The sequence below is a fragment of the Halomonas urmiana genome (assembly GCF_005780185.1).
GTDB lineage: Bacteria > Pseudomonadota > Gammaproteobacteria > Pseudomonadales > Halomonadaceae > Halomonas > Halomonas urmiana.
This window is the reverse complement of record NZ_VBUI01000035.1, coordinates 1-15,137: the sequence shown is the minus strand read 5'-3', so window position 1 is coordinate 15,137 and position 15,137 is coordinate 1. Positions and strand designations below refer to the sequence as shown.

Genomic DNA, 15,137 nt, shown 5'->3' with positions numbered 1-15,137 from the left:
CTCCCGATGGCAGATCAACCACCTCATGCCGACGCCTCCCGATGGCGAATCAGGAAGCAGTGGTGCAGGTCCGGGCGGCGATTGAAGTCGGGATCGAACGTCTTCGCCGAGATATCCTCGACCCGATACTGTTCGGCCAGGTCCGCATCCAGCTGGAAGCGCCGCTGGTTGTTGGAGAACACCAGGGTGCCGCCGGGCGCCAGACGCGCCATGGCCAGGCGCACCAGCCGGCCGTGATCGCGCTGCACGTCGAGGGTATCGGCCATCTTCTTCGAGTTGGAGAAGGTCGGCGGGTCCATGAAGATCAGGTCGAACTCGCCGCCGGCGGTCTCGAGCCAGCGCAGGCAGTCGTCGCGCACCACCCGGTGGCGACTCGGGTCGAGCCGGTTGAGGGCGAAGTTGTCCCGCGCCCACTCCAGGTAGGTGTTGGAGAGGTCGACGCTGACGCTCTCGCTGGCGCCACCACCCTGCTCGGTGCCCTCTTTCTGCGACCCCAGCGCCGCCTGCACGGTGGCGGTGGCGGTGTAGCAGAAGAGATTGAGGAAGCGCTTGCCGGCGGCCATCTCGCCGAGCATTCGCCGCACGGGCCGGTGGTCGAGGAACAGGCCGGTATCCAGATAGTCGCGCAGGTTCACCCACAGCCGCGCCCGCCCCTCACGCACCTCGAAGCGCTCGCCGCTGGCCGCCTGCTTGCGATACTGCTCCTTGCCGCTCTGGCGCTCGCGGCGCTTGATCACGACGCGGCTCGGGTCGATGCCGAGCACCTCGGGAATCACGCCCAGCGCCTCATACAGGCGCTTCTGGGCCTGGGCGGCATCCACGGAGCGAGGCGGCGCATACTCCTGGACGTGCACGCGATCGCCGTAGATATCGATGGCCAGGGCGTATTCGGGCATGTCGGCGTCGTAGAGCCGGTAGCACGGCTCGCCGGAGCGCTTGAGCCACTTCTTGAGCCGCTTGCGGTTCTTCTCCAGGCGATTGGCGAACATCTGCGCCCCCTCGGAACGCGCCGGGGTGGCCTTACCGGCGGCCGGCTCGTCCGTAGTCGCCCCATCACCATGCGCCGTTGCAGCGCCCTCGCCCCGCTCGGGAATCGCCATCAGCAGCAGTCGTGCATCCAGCGGCCCGTTCTTCAGCGAGTAGTGCTTGTGGGCGCGCAGCCCGATGCGATGCCCCAAGTCCGGGTTGGCGGTGAACACGGCCAGCCGCCATCCCGGGAATGCCGCCTTGACCCGCTCGCCGAGCTGAGCATAGAGCTGCACCAGCTCCGGCAGCTCGCCGAGGCGCTCGCCATAGGGCGGATTGGTCATCACCAATCCGGCAGGTGACTCGGGCAGCCCCTCGGGGCGCTTGAGCCCGGTCAGGGCGGCCCCCTTGAGCTCGATCAGCGCCGGCACCCCGGCGCGCATGGCGTTGGCCTTGGCCGCCGCCAGCGCGGGGGGGCTCTCATCGAAGCCGTAGAGCCGCGAGCGGCAGCGCTTGCGCCCGATGCTCGCCCGAGCCTCGGCCTCGCGCTTGAGCTCGCGCCAGCAGCGCTCATCGTGGCCGGCCCAGCCATGGAAGCCGAAGCGCTCCCGGGCCAGCCCCGGGGCGATGTCGGCGGCCATCAGGGCGGCCTCGATCAGCAGCGTGCCGGCGCCACACAGCGGATCGACCAACGGCGCACCTTCGTGGGCCAGGGCCGGCCAGCCGGCACGCACCAGCAGGGCCGCGGCCAGGTTCTCCTTGAGCGGGGCGTGGCCGACGTCGCGCCGGTAGCCACGGCGGTGCAGGCTGTCGCCCGAGAGATCCACCCCCAGCGTCAGCCGGCCCCGATGCAGGTGGGCATACAGGCGCAGGTCGGGGTCGCGGGTGTCGATATCCGGCCGCGGCCGCGCCTCGGCGTGGAGGCGATCCACCACCCCGTCCTTGACGGTCTGGGCGCCGAAACGGGTGTGGCGGATCGCATCGCTGCGGCCGTGGAAGTCCACGGCCAGGGTCTTGCCGGACGCGAGGTGGTCGCGCCAATCGATGGCCGCCGCGGCGGCGCGCAGCGCCTCGGGAGTCTCGATGCCCTCCTCCCGGGCCAGGCAGAGCACCACCCGGTTGGCCAGGCGCGACCAGAGGCAGGCGCGGTAGGCGTTATCGAGGCTGGCCTCGAAGAATACCCCGGCGACCGTGGTCTTGCCGGGGGTGGCGCCCAACGCGGCCAGTTCGTCGGCCAGCAGCAGCTCGATGCCCTTGGGGCAGGTCGCCAGGAAATGAAGGGAGTCTGGGGATTGCTGTTCGGTCATGGAATATCCATCGGCGCGGCGCCTGGCCGGAGTGAAGGCGTGACGGTCAGGTGAACGCCTTGTTACAAATCATCGGTCGACAATCGTCGTCATTTTGGGCTATCAATGACTGAGTAGCTACTGAATGACGCATGCGTTCCTGTCATCGGGGGTGATGTCTTTTCGCAGCTGTGTTCGTACGGTATGAATCTTCGCAGAAAGGAATCTTCGAAGAATATCAATGAAGAACATGGTGGTCGCGCAATGATCAACATCTCCCGAGCAATACGAATCCGGTCTCGAGACCGGGTTCTCGTCGGTACCTTCATCAAGAGGTAGTCCAATGAAACGACAGAAACGTGATCGCTTCCAGCGTGCCTATGTTCATGGGTACAAGGCGGGTCTCTCGGGTCGTTCCCGTGATGAGTGTCCCAGCCAAGAAATCAATCTACGCGAGTACTGGATGAGCGGTTGGCGTGAAGGTCGTGGGGATCAATGGTCCGGCATGACGGGTGTCTCAGGAATTCACAAGAACCCCATGGTGGTGTGACCCCGACTCCCCCGGGTCATCAACCCTTCGTCAGCGATGACGACGAACCTCTCAAGCCCATGGCCCTGCCATGGGCTTTTTCGTGCCGGCATGCCGTGCATCGTCGTGCCTGGCCATCCGCCCTCGCTCACCCATCCCGCAGCGCCCGGGCACACTCGCCCACCAGCGCGGGGCCGCGGTAGATGAATCCCGAATAGAGCTGCACCAGGTTGGCGCCGGCCGCTACCTTGCCAAGCGCCGCCTCGCCGCTGTCGATGCCACCCACGCCGATGATCGGCATGTCGGGCAGACGGCGACGCAGCTCGCGGATCACCGCGTTGGAGGGCTCGAGCACCGGTCGTCCGGAGAGCCCACCCTGCTCGTCGCCATGGGCAAGCCCCGCCACCGCCTCGCGGGAAATCGTGGTATTGGTGGCGATCACCGCGTCGATGGCGTTGGCCTGGAGCGCGCCGGCCACCAGGCCAACCTCATCGACGCTCATGTCCGGGGCAATCTTCACCGCCAGGGGCACGCGCCGCCCGGACTCGCGATCGAGCCGGTGTCCCTCCTCGCGCAGGGCCCCGAGCAGCGCATCGAGATGCTCGCCGAACTGCAGGTTGCGCAGCCCCGGGGTGTTGGGCGAGGAGATGTTCACCGCGATGTAGTGGGCATGCGCATGTACCTTGCCGAGGCAGGTCAGGTAGTCATCCACCGCCTGCTCCACCGGGGTGGTCAGGTTCTTGCCGATGTTGATGCCGATCACGCCGTCGTAACGGCTCGCCTTCACCCTGGCCACGAGATGGTCGACCCCGGCGTTGTTGAAGCCCATGCGATTGATGATGGCGCCGGCTTCCGGCAGCCGAAACAGCCGCGGCTTCGGGTTACCTTCCTGGGGCCTGGGCGTCACGGTGCCCACCTCCACGAAGCCGAACCCCAGCGCCCCCAAGGCGTCGAGATGGTCGGCATTCTTGTCGAGCCCGGCGGCGAGCCCCACCCGATTGGGAAAGCGCAGCCCCATCACCTCGACCGGATCGTCGACCCTGGCCCCACCCAGCCGCGAGGCCAGCCCCAGGCGACCGGCCAGGTCCAGGGCGGAGAGCGCCATGCCGTGGGCAGTCTCGGCATCGAGACGAAACAGCAGCGAACGGGCAAGCGAGTACATGGCGGCTCCTGGACAGTGGCGAGCGAAGAGGGGCTGGCGCGGGATCCACCGGCGGTGCGGCGGCGAGCGGGGCGAGAGTATACCAGTCGAGCCACCTCGAGACGACGCGCCCGGCGCGGGGCCCGGCCGGATGGCTCGGCGCGTCACGGCTCCATCATCCGCGACATTTATGCTCTACTGGGCCCTCGACGATTTCCTTACCCAGGACACCACGAGGCGGCCGGCCCGCCTCGATGCACCATTGCCAGGAAGCGCCCATGACCGAGACCACCGAGACACTCGAACACCGCCTGTCGCGGATCCACCTGGCGCTGGAGAAAGAGCAACTGGAGAAGGTCGACGACGTACTCTCCGACCTCGAACCCGCGGAAGTGGCCCTGCTGCTGGAATCGCTGCCGCCGGCGGCACGCATCAGCCTGTGGGAGCGCGTGCCGGGCGAGATCGACGGCGAGGTGCTGTTGCACGTGCACGACGAGGTGCGCGGCACCCTGATCGACGACATGGATCACGCCGAGATCGTCGCCGCCACCACCGGCCTGGACACCACCGACCTGGCCGAGATCTTCGAGGACCTGCCCCAGCAGGTCGCCGCCGACATGCTGCGCTCCATGGACGCGCTGCAGCGCTCGCGCCTTCAGGAGACCCTCTCCTTCGAGGAGGACAGTGCCGGGCGCCTGATGCGCACCGACACCATCGCCGTGCGCGCCGATGTCAGCCTGGAGACGGTGCGGCGCTTCCTGCGCTGGAAGGAGGCGGTTCCCGACAACACCCACATGCTGATGGTGGTGGACCGGGACGGCCGCTTCGTCGGCGTGCTGCCCCTGGCGCGGCTGGTCGCCAACGACCCCGAGATGGCCGTGGCCGACCTGATGGACAGTGAGGTGGACAGCATCAAGGTGACCATGAAGTCGACCGACGTGGCCACCCTCTTCCAGACCCACGACCTGACCTCCGCCCCGGTGGTCGACGAGTCGGGCCTGCTGCTCGGGCGCATCATCATCGACGACATCGTCGACGTGATCCGCGAGAACTCCGAGCAGGCGCTGATGAACATGGCGGGCCTGGACGAGGAGGAGGACCTCTTCGCCCCGGTGATGCCCAGCGCCAAGCGCCGCGCCGTGTGGCTCGGCATCAATCTGCTGACGGCCTTCCTGGCCGCCTGGGTGATCGGGCGCTTCGAGGCGGCCCTGGACCAGATCGTCGCCCTGGCGGTGCTGATGCCCATCGTCGCCAGCATGGGCGGCATCGCCGGCAGCCAGACCCTGACCCTGGCGATCCGTGGCCTGGCGCTGGGGCAGATCAGCCGCACCAACAGCCAGTGGCTGCTGCGCAAGGAGATCGGCATCGCCGCCCTCAACGGCGTGCTGTGGTCGCTGGTGGTGGCCGTGCTCGCGGTGCTGTGGTTCGACAGCATCGCCATCGGCGTGATCATCGCCGCCGCCCTGGTGATCAACATGCTGGCGGCCGGCATCGCCGGCATCGTCATCCCGCTGATGCTCAAGCGCGCGGGCATCGACCCGGCCCTGTCGGGCTCGGTGATCCTGACCACGGTGACCGACGTGGTGGGCTTCATGTCCTTTCTTGGCCTGGCCACCGTGTTCCTGCTCTAGGCACCCTGCCCCGGGCATGCCGCTTCGCCGCCAGGCACGCCGCCCCCAGACGCACGAAACCCCGCCAATGGCGGGGTTTCGTGTCTTAAGGGCCTCCAGAGGCGCGCCGGATGGATCAGGCGCGGTTGCTGTCGGCCAGATCGACCAGTTCACGCACGGCCACCGCGAAGAGCGGGAAGCCACCGTGGGTGCCGCTGCTCACCTCCTCGACCAGGCGGCACCAGCGCTGGTGCATGCCCTGATGCAGCGTCAGCCACTGGCTGACCCGCTCGGTGGAGTCCTTGGCACCGTTCTCCATGCCCAGCACGCTGGTGGTCAGCGCCAGCTGCTGGCGATCGATGTCGTCGCGGAAGGTCTCCCGGGCCTGGGCCTGCCAGCTGTCGCGCACCTTGAGCTCGGTGATCTGCTGGATCATCCAGGGCAGCTCGAGGCGATCGCCGATCTCGTAGAAGACCTCGGCCACGCGCTGGGGCTTCTCCTGGGTCTGGCGCGCCGTCTGAATGATGCCCAGCGCCGCATAGAGGCTATTGGCGGCGGCCACGGTGGCGGCCAGTGCCTCGGGCACGCCGGCCTCGACCAGCGCCTTGCGACGGGTCTCCCAGGCCTCGTGTTCCTCGCCCCGCAGGCGCTTGCCGATGTTCTCCTGCAGCTGCGCCAGGCGCGGTGCGAAGAAGTCGATGGCCTCCTGAGTGCTCATGCCCGTGCGGTTGCGCAGAAACCAGCGAGTGGCGCGGCGCAGCATGCGCATCAGGTCGAGCATCATGTCGTACTGCACGGCGCTCGCGACCTGGTTGTCCAGCGCCTCGATCTGCTCCCACAGGCGCGGCAGCTGGAAGCTGTCGCGGGCGATCACGTAGGCTCGGGCGATCGCGGCACGGTCCGCGCCGGTGGAGTCGATCAGCCGGCGCACGAAGACGACGCCCATGTGGTCGACCAGGTCGTTGGCGACCTGGGTGGCCACGATCTCGCGGGTCAGCCGGTGCTCGTACACCTCGTCGTGATAGCGCTCGACGAGCACGCTCGGGAAGATTCGCTCGACGAACTTGACGATGGTCGGATCGTCCGGGACATCCGAGGCGATCAGGTCGCCCTTGAGCACGCTCTTGGCGTAGGAGATCAGCACCGAGAGCTCCGGCAGCAGCATCCCCTGCTCGTTGGCGGCGCGCTCGTGGAGCAGCTCGTCGTCGGGCAGGAACTCCAGCTCGCGATCGATCTGGCCGGCCGCCTCCAGCTCGCTGATGAAGCGCCGGAAGGGGCCGATGCCCTGCTTCGAGAGGCGCTCGGCGAGATCCAGCGCCTGGGTCTGGCGATAGTTGTCCTTGAGCACCAGGTTGGAGACCTCGCCGGTCATGTCGGCCAGCAGCTTATTGCGCTGCTTCTCGGTCATGTCGCCGCGCTTGACCACCTCGTCGATGAGGATCTTGATGTTGACCTCATGGTCGGAGCAGTTGACCCCGCCGGCGTTGTCGATGAAGTCGGTGTTGACCCGTACGCCCTTGGCGGCGGCCTCCATGCGCCCCCGCTGGGTCAAGCCGAGGTTGCCGCCCTCGCCGACCACCCGGCAGTTGAGCTCGCGGCCGTCGATGCGCAGGCCGTCGTTGGCCTTGTCGCCGACCTGGGCATCGGTCTCCTCGCTGCACTTCACGTAGGTGCCAATACCGCCGTTCCACAGCAGGTCGAACTGCGACTTGAGCATCGCGCGGATCAGCTCGTTGGGGGAGAGCTTGTCCTCCTTGATGCCGAACAGCGTCTTCATCTGACGGGAGATGGGCACGGTCTTGGCGGCGCGGCTGAAGATCCCGCCGCCCTCGGAGATCAGCGAGGCGTCGTAGTCCTGCCAGCTGGAGCGCGGCAGATCGAACAGGCGCTGACGCTCGGCGAAGCTCGCCGCCACGTCCGGAGTCGGGTCGACGAAGATGTGCAGGTGGTTGAAGGCACCCACCAGGCGAATCTTGTCGGAGAGCAGCATGCCATTGCCGAAGACGTCGCCCGCCATGTCGCCGATGCCGACCACCGAGAACTCGTCCTGTTGGGTGTTGAGCCCCAGGCCGCGGAAGTGGCGCTTGACCGACTCCCAGGCGCCCTTGGCGGTGATGCCCATCTTCTTGTGGTCATAGCCGTTGGCCCCGCCCGAGGCGAAGGCATCGCCCAGCCAGTGGCCATACTCGGCGGAGATCTCGTTGGCGATGTCGGAGAAGGTCGCGGTGCCCTTGTCGGCGGCCACCACCAGGTAGGCATCGTCATCGTCGTGGCGCACCACGTCCTCGGGCGGCACGATCTCGCCGCCCACCCGGTTGTCGGTGACGTCGAGCAGGGCGCGGATGAAGATCTTGTAGCAGGCGATACCCTCCTGCTGGATGGCGTCGCGATCGGCGCCCTCGGGCATCCGCTTGCAGACGAAGCCGCCCTTGGCGCCCACCGGCACGATCACCGCATTCTTGACCTGCTGCGCCTTGACCAGCCCCAGCACCTCGGTGCGGAAGTCCTCGAAGCGGTCGGACCAGCGCAGCCCACCGCGGGCGACCTTGCCGCCACGCAGATGTACGCCCTCGACCCGCGGCGAGCAGACGAATATCTCGTGGGCCGGCCGCGGCTTGGGCATGCCGGTGATCCTGGAAGGCTCCATCTTGAAGGCCATGTAGTCCTTCTGACGGCCGTCGGGGCCCTTCTGGTAGTAGTTGGTGCGCTGGGTCGCCTGGATCATCTCCATGTAGCGGCGCAGAAGATGGTCGTCGTTGAGGCTGGCGACATCGTCGAGCAGCGCCAGGATGCGCGCGCTGCAGGCCTCGACCTCAGCTTCCGGCGGGCGCTCGCTGGGATCGAAGCGCAGCTCGAACAGGGTCACCAGCTCACGGGTGATCTCCGGATGATTGACCAGGGTGGTGGCCATGTAGTCCTGGGAGACGCCGAAGCGGATCTGCTTCAGGTAGCGGGCATAGCCCCGGAGCATGGCGACTTCACGCCAGTCGAGGTTGGCGCCGATGATCAGCCGGTTGAACGGATCGTTGTCCGCCTCGCCGATCCAGATGCGCTGGAAGGCCTCGATAAAGGACTCGCGCATCTCCTGGAGGTTGACCTCGTTGCTGGTGTGGTGCTCGAGATCGAAGTCGTGGATCCAGTAGCTGTGATCCTTGGCCTGCACCTCGTAGGGGCGCTCGCCGAGCACGCGCAGCCCCAGGTTCTCCATCATCGGCAGCACGTCGGAGAGCGGGATCGGCCGGTCGCGGTGGAACAGCTTCAGGTTGACGCCGCTGCCCTCCTCCTCGACCAGGCGATAGAGCGACAGGGCCAGCGGGGCGCCGTCATCCAGCTCGCTGATGTGCTGCAGGTCGTAGACCGCGGTGCGCGCCGAGAAGTCGTCGCGGTAGCTCCCCGGGAAGGCGTCGCGGAAGCGATCCATCAGCAGGTTGGCCTGCTCCTCGCCGAAGCCCTCGATAGCGGCGCCCTGGAGATCGTCGCGCCAGTTGCGCGCCAGGGTCGCCAGCTTGGTTTCCAGGCGGCGCAGGTCGTACTCCGCCGGCCGGTCGCCCTTGAAGCGCAGGATGAACTGGATGCGCGCCAGCACCGACTCGGAGAGGTAGGTGTTGAAATCGCCGAAGGTGGCGTCGAGCTCCTCGCACAGCATCTGCTGGATGCGCTGGCGCAGCTCGGTGGAGAAGACGTCGCGCGGCACGAAGGCCAGGCAGGAGTAGAAGCGGCCGGAACGGTCCTCGCGGATGAACAGCCGCACCCGACGCCGCTCGCGCATGTCGAGGATGCCCAGTGCCGTCTGCGTCAGTTCGTCGGTGTCGATCTGGAACAGGTCGTCGCGGGGATAGACCTCGAGGATGTGCAGCAGGTGCTTGCCGTTGTGGCCCTTGGGATTGAAGCCGGAGTTGGCCATCACGGTCTGGAGCTTGCGACGCAGGATCGGCACGTTGCGCGGTGACTCGTTGTAGACCGTGGCGGTGAACAGGCCCAGGAAGCGCCGCTCGCCGATCACCCGACCCTGATCGTCGTAGCGGTCGATCGAGATGTAGTCGGGATAGGTGGGGCGGTGGATCCGCGCGTGATGGGCGCTCTTGGCGAACGACAGCAGCTGGGGCACCAGCACGAAGCGGTCGCCCTCGACGCCCTGATCGGTGCGGATGCGCTCCTGATAGCGGGGCTGGTCGAGGCGGAAGACCCCCAGCTCGCTCTGCTCGACCCGATCCAGGCGCTGGCGGCCCTGCTCCTCGTGGACGGCGTATTCGTCGTAGCCGAGGAAGGTGAAGTTGTCGTGGAGCAGCCACTCGACGAAGGCCGTGGCCTCCTCGTGGTCCTCGGCGTTGACCTGCTCGGGCCGCGAAGCCTTGAGCTCGGCCAGGGCCACCCGGGCTTGATCGCGCATCGGCTCGAAGTCGGCCACCGCGGTGCGCACGTCACAGAGCACCTCCTGCAGACTGGCCTCGATCTCCTCGAGGACCGCCGGGTCGGAGTGGCGATCCACCTCGATGGCGATCAGCGACTCACGATGCTCCGGGGCATCAGCCTGCTGGGTCGGCGTGACCCGCTCGAGGCGATGCTCGCCATCGCGCTGGGTGGCCAGCACGGCGTTGTGGATGGCGTGCACGGTCATGCCCCGGCGGTTGAGCTCGATGCGCACCGAATCCACCAGGAAGGGCATGTCCTGGTGCAGCACGGCGATGAAGGTATGGGTGGACTGCCAGCCGTGCTGCTCGAAGTCGGGGTTGAAGACCCGCACCTTGGGATCGGCGGGATCGAACTGCTGGAGGAAGTGCCATACGGAGAGCGTGGCGCCGTAGATGTCGTCGAGACGGCGGTCGGCCAGGTCATCGAGCGGGATCGTGGCATAGAAGTGGCGGGCGAAGGCATGGACCTGAGCGGCCTTGTCCTCGTCCAGACGGCCTTGCAGCCGCTCCTCGAGTTGCTTGAGCAGATCCTCGCGGGTCTCCTCGTGTGCGACATGTTGCATCCATCACCTCGGCTGCCAGCGGCCGCCGGAAGCGGCCGGGAAAACTTGACGTGGCGGCCTCCTGGCCGCATCGCCATCCAGCTTACGTCACTTCCCGAGCCGCCCCCAACCACATGCCTCTTCACTCATGGAGCATGTCGGTTGCGCATCGCCGCTTGACAACGCCTCCACTCTTTCGACCAAGGTCGAATCAGTCGCGACGCACCAGCAGGACCCCGCATTCGCAGTGGTGGGTCCAGGGAAACTGGTCGAAGAGCGCGAAGCGGCGAATCTCGTGGGTGCGGGTCAGCGTCTCGAGGTTCTCGGCCAGGGTCTCGGGGTTGCATGAAATATAGACGATGCGCGCATAGTCGCTGAGCTGTTGGCAGCTCTCGTCATCGAGGCCGGCCCGCGGCGGGTCCACCAGCACCGTGGAGAAGGCGTAATCGTCGAGGGCCATCTCGCTGACGCGCCGACCGCCCTTCTCGCCCTTCAGGGCCTGGGAAAACTCCTCGGCGGACATGCGCCCCACCTCGGCGTTGTCGATGCCGTTGGCCTCGAGATTGATCCGCGCACTGGCCACCGAGGTGCGCGAGATCTCGGTGGCCAGCACCCGCCGGAAGTTGCCGGCCAGCGCCACGGTGAAGTTGCCGTTGCCGCAGTAGAGCTCCACCAGGTCGCCGTCCCGGCTGCCCTGGGTGACGTCCCGCGCCCAGGCGAGCATCGAGCGGCAGATCTCGGCGTTGGGCTGGGTGAAGCTGTTCTCCACCTGCTGATAGACCAGCGCATCGTCGCCCACCGCCAGGCGCTCCCAGACGTGGTCGCGCTCCAGCACCAGGCGCTGCTTGCGGGCCCGGCCGATGATCATGATGCCGAGCGAGCGCTGCAGGGCACGCGCCTCGGCCTCCCAGGCCTCATCGAGACGACGATGGTAGATCAACGTCACCAGCGCCTCGCCGGTGAGGGTGGTGAGGAACTCGACCTGGAACAGGCGCCGGCGCAGCAGGTCGTTGTCGCGCAGGGCATCGAGCAGACGCGGCATGAGGTCGTTGATCTGCCGGCTGGCCACCGGATACTCATCGAGACGGACCACCGTCTTGTTCTTGGGATCCTCGGGATCGACCTCGAACATGGCGTAGAAGAGATCGTCCCCCTCGTGCCAGAGGCGAAATTCGCAGCGCCGGCGATAGTGGCTCGGCGGCGAGGGGAAGACTTCCAGCGACGGCGGCGCGAAGCGGGCGAAGTCGCGGATGATGCGCTCGCGCTTGGCCTCCAGCTGCTGGTCATAGCGGGCGGGGTCAACGACGGGAATGGCCACGGCGGCTCCTGTGGTAAAGATCGAGAGTGAAGATCGATGGTGAAGAGGGAAAAACGAGAATACGGCGAACGCGGGCGATTCAGCCCGACTGCAGCAGCCGCGGCGGAGCGAAGCCGAAGGCGGCCAGGCCCCTGCCCAGGCGCTCATCGGGGGCCGTCACGAAGCTCGGCCCGGCACGTTGGCAACGATCGGGGGCCGTCACGACCTGGGCCACGCGGCGTGCGATGGCCTCCCCGGAGTCGACCCAGGCCACCTCGCGGGGGGCCGCCTCAGCCAGCTGGCGGCGCAGCAGCGGGAAGTGGGTGCAGCCCAGCACCACGGTATCCAGGGCCGGCTCCGCGGCTGACGACACATTCCAGAGGGGCGCGAGAGCCCGGCGAATCGCCGCTCGATCCGGCGCCTCCCCGACCACCAGCCGCTCTGCTTCGCCCACCAGGGCATCGGCGGCGACCCGGGTGACGCGGCAGTCGGCCGCGAAGTCGTGGATCAGCCGTAGGGTATAGGGGCGTGACACGGTGGCGCTGGTCGCCAGCAGGCCGATGTGGCGCGCGGCGCTCACGGCGGCCGCCGGCTTGATGGCCGGCACGGTCCCGATCACGGGAATGGACAAACCCTCGCGCAGGGCATCGAGGGCCAGGGTACTGGCCGTGTTGCAGGCCACCACCAGCGCCCGACAGCCGCTGGCCGCCACCGCCGCCTGGCAGACGGACTGGATGCGCTGCACCAACCAGGCATCCTCGCGCTGCCCGTAGGGCAGCATGGCGTTGTCGCAGGCATAGGCTAGGGCGACCCCGGGCAGCCGATGGCGCAGCGCCTGCACCACCGAGAGCCCACCCACGCCGGAATCGAAGACCAGGATCGGAGCTGCCATCAGCCGAGCATCCCTGACGGAAGCGCCGGCAGCGACGAGTGGGACAACGACGTGGCGTGTGGGGAAGACAGAGGCATGACAGGGAGGTGACCGCGAACGATGCCGGCCATTCTACCCCAGAGTCGTGGCCGAGCCGAAATGGCGAGGCTCCCATGCATGACACATCACCTCCCCCCGCCGCACCACCGCGTGGCCGGGAGGAGATCATCTCGAACGAGGGCCCCGCCGAGGGAGGCCCCACGGGGAGGGCCGGTGTCAGGTCTGAGGGACGGGGGCGTCGCGCAGCTCGTGATAGAGCTCGGGATAGGCCTCTTCCAGGCGCGCGACATGATCCTGGGCCCCTTCGGGCAGGGCGTCTTCCAGGGCCTTGAAGTCCTCGTCGCTGAAGTTCTCGCGAATCATCGGGAAGAGCTTTTCACGCTCTTCCCTCAGGTAGGCGCGGTGGCTCTCCAGGTAGGACTTGAGGTCCTCGGCGAACTTGTCCATCGGCACGACCGAGTCCATGAGGATCATATCGAGGTCGTTGGAGAGGCGGTGCAGCCGGGCCTTCAGCGAGCGATAGTCCTTGGCGAGCTGCTCCGTGACTTCGGCGCTCGACGGATCCAGCTCCTTGAGCCGCTCGCTGCAGACCTTCTCGAGGGGCCGGGTGAAACCTTCCTGGTAGTCGAGGATGTAGTCCACGACCTCTCTGACCAGCTGGAAATTGGGGCGCTCCCCCTGGGCCAGGGTCTTCTGCTTAAGCTGCAGAACGTGCAACATGCGCGCCATGTTGGCATGATCCTGACGCAACTGGTTCAGCTTGGGCATGGTGGCGATCTCCTCCATGGCGATATGGGACACGAGCGGTGGATCAGAAGGCATAGGGGGCAGGCGCGTATCAATATTTGATTCGCCACGGCGCGTCGGGTTCACCGGGCGATAAGGCGCTCCAGTAGAGCCGACTGCCTCAGGCTAGCCCCCCAAGGCGAATCTTGCCTCTCACCCAAGGTCGTATTGCCTGCGACGACACATCCACTCTAGCAGCCACGCGCCAAGGAGTCAGACATGGATCTCTTCCAGCGCCACGCCCCAGATGACGCGGCCCCCCTGGCCTTTCGCATGCGCCCCCGGCGCCTCGAGGACTACGTGGGCCAGCAGGCGCTAGTGGGCCCCGGCAAGCCGCTGGCGCGCATGGCCGAGAGCGGGTTGGTGCGCTCGATGATCCTCTGGGGGCCTCCCGGCACCGGCAAGACCACCCTGGCCGAGATTCTCGCCGAGGTCTCCGGTGCCCACCTGGAGCACCTCTCGGCGGTGATGGCCGGGGTCAAGGAGATCCGCGCCGCGGTCGATCGCGCCCGCGACTTCCAGGCCAGGGAGCGACCCACCCTGCTGTTTCTCGACGAGATCCACCGCCTCAACAAGAGCCAGCAGGACGCCCTGCTGCCCCATGTGGAGTCGGGGCTGCTGACGCTGATCGGCGCCACCACCGAGAATCCCTCCTTCGAGGTCAACTCGGCGCTGCTCTCCCGGGCTCGGGTCCACGTGCTCAAGTCGCTCACCGAGGGCGAGCTCGTGGAGGTCATGCAGCGAGCGATGAACGATGAGACGCGCGGCCTGGGCATCCGTCGGATCCGGGTGGATGACGAGGTGCTGGCCCTGCTGGCCCGCGCCGCCGCCGGCGATGCCCGCCGAGCGTTGGGCCTGCTGGAGACCGCCTGCGATTTCACGCTGGCCGAGGGGGACAGCGAGCGCCTGCCCCGGGAGGCGCTTGAGGACGTGATCGGCCACACCGCCAGCGCCTTCGACAAGCAGGGCGACCACTACTACGACCTGCTCTCGGCGATCCACAAGTCGATCCGCTCCTCGCGCCCCGACGCTGCCCTGCTCTATATCGCCCGCTTCATGCAGGGCGGTGGCGACCCACTGGACGTGATCCGTCGCCTGGCGGCCATCGCCTCGGAGGACGTGGGCAATGCCGACCCACGCGCCCTGCCGCTCACCATGGCGGCCTGGGATGCCTATCTGCGCCTGGGCGACTACGAGGGCCAGCGCGCCATCGCCCATGCCGCCATCCACCTCGCGGTGGCCCCGAAGAGCAATGCCATCGACCGCGCCTGGAAGCAGGCCAAGGAGTTCGCGGCCTCACAGCCGCGGCTCGAGGTGCCCACCTACCTGCGCAACGCCCCCACCCGGCTGATGGAATCGCTGGGCCATGGCGAAGGCTACCGCTACGCGCACCATGAGCCCGACGGCTATCCAGCCGGCAGCGCCCACGACTGCTGGCCCGACGAGGTGCCCCACCGCTCGCTCTACCAGCCCACCCCTCATGGTCAGGAGAAGCGCTACGCCCAGATCATGGCCTGGCGGGAGGCGCTGGACAGGGAGGCGGACGGCGGCGCGTAGCGCAAGCTCGAAGCTCGAAGCTCGAAGCTCGAAGCTCGAAGCTCGAAGCTCGAAGCTCGAAGCTCGAAGCTCGAAGCTCG

At 67.4% G+C, this 15,137-nt stretch carries 9 protein-coding genes; 3 read left to right on the top strand and 6 right to left on the bottom strand.

Annotation, left to right across the window (positions count from 1 at the left end):
* Positions 1-23: 23 nt before the first annotated feature.
* The gene (gene rlmKL / locus FEI13_RS17150) at positions 24-2,273 is read right to left on the bottom strand and encodes a bifunctional 23S rRNA (guanine(2069)-N(7))-methyltransferase RlmK/23S rRNA (guanine(2445)-N(2))-methyltransferase RlmL (protein ID WP_138182736.1); all 2,250 of its coding nucleotides are present in this window, start codon (positions 2,271-2,273) and stop codon (positions 24-26) included.
* A 322-nt stretch (positions 2,274-2,595) separates the two neighbouring features.
* Here rlmKL and rmf point away from each other — a divergent pair, with 322 nt between their 5' ends.
* Positions 2,596-2,802: a ribosome modulation factor gene (gene rmf / locus FEI13_RS17145; RefSeq protein WP_138182735.1), complete on the top strand. Its 207-nt coding sequence runs from the start codon at positions 2,596-2,598 to the stop codon at positions 2,800-2,802.
* Between the two features lie 127 nt (positions 2,803-2,929).
* On the opposite strand, the gene FEI13_RS17140 is transcribed toward rmf, so the two are convergent.
* Complete coding sequence (locus FEI13_RS17140) at positions 2,930-3,943, bottom strand: quinone-dependent dihydroorotate dehydrogenase (protein WP_138182734.1); 1,014 nt, start codon at positions 3,941-3,943, stop codon at positions 2,930-2,932.
* A gap of 257 nt (positions 3,944-4,200) precedes the next feature.
* Here FEI13_RS17140 and mgtE point away from each other — a divergent pair, with 257 nt between their 5' ends.
* Positions 4,201-5,553: a magnesium transporter gene (gene mgtE / locus FEI13_RS17135; RefSeq protein ID WP_138182733.1), complete on the top strand. Its 1,353-nt coding sequence runs from the start codon at positions 4,201-4,203 to the stop codon at positions 5,551-5,553.
* A 115-nt stretch (positions 5,554-5,668) separates the two neighbouring features.
* On the opposite strand, the gene FEI13_RS17130 is transcribed toward mgtE, so the two are convergent.
* From FEI13_RS17130 to FEI13_RS17115, 4 genes are all read right to left on the bottom strand, one after another.
* A complete protein-coding gene (locus FEI13_RS17130; protein WP_138182732.1) occupies positions 5,669-10,507 on the bottom strand; it encodes an NAD-glutamate dehydrogenase in 4,839 nt (1,612 codons plus the stop codon).
* Between the two features lie 190 nt (positions 10,508-10,697).
* On the bottom strand, positions 10,698-11,804 hold the full coding sequence (gene trmA / locus FEI13_RS17125) for a tRNA (uridine(54)-C5)-methyltransferase TrmA (RefSeq protein WP_138182731.1): 1,107 nt from the start codon (positions 11,802-11,804) through the stop codon (positions 10,698-10,700).
* Positions 11,805-11,883: 79 nt separating this feature from the next.
* Entirely contained in the window at positions 11,884-12,675 is a 792-nt protein-coding gene (gene murI, locus FEI13_RS17120; protein WP_138182730.1) for a glutamate racemase, read from the bottom strand.
* Between the two features lie 255 nt (positions 12,676-12,930).
* Positions 12,931-13,482 carry a hemerythrin domain-containing protein gene (locus FEI13_RS17115; protein WP_138182729.1) on the bottom strand — a complete coding sequence of 184 codons (552 nt, stop codon included), beginning with the start codon at positions 13,480-13,482 and terminating at the stop codon, positions 12,931-12,933.
* A 237-nt stretch (positions 13,483-13,719) separates the two neighbouring features.
* On the opposite strand from FEI13_RS17115, the gene FEI13_RS17110 reads away from it, so the two are divergent.
* The gene (locus FEI13_RS17110; protein ID WP_138182728.1) at positions 13,720-15,057 is read left to right on the top strand and encodes a replication-associated recombination protein A; all 1,338 of its coding nucleotides are present in this window, start codon (positions 13,720-13,722) and stop codon (positions 15,055-15,057) included.
* Positions 15,058-15,137: the final 80 nt, after the last annotated feature.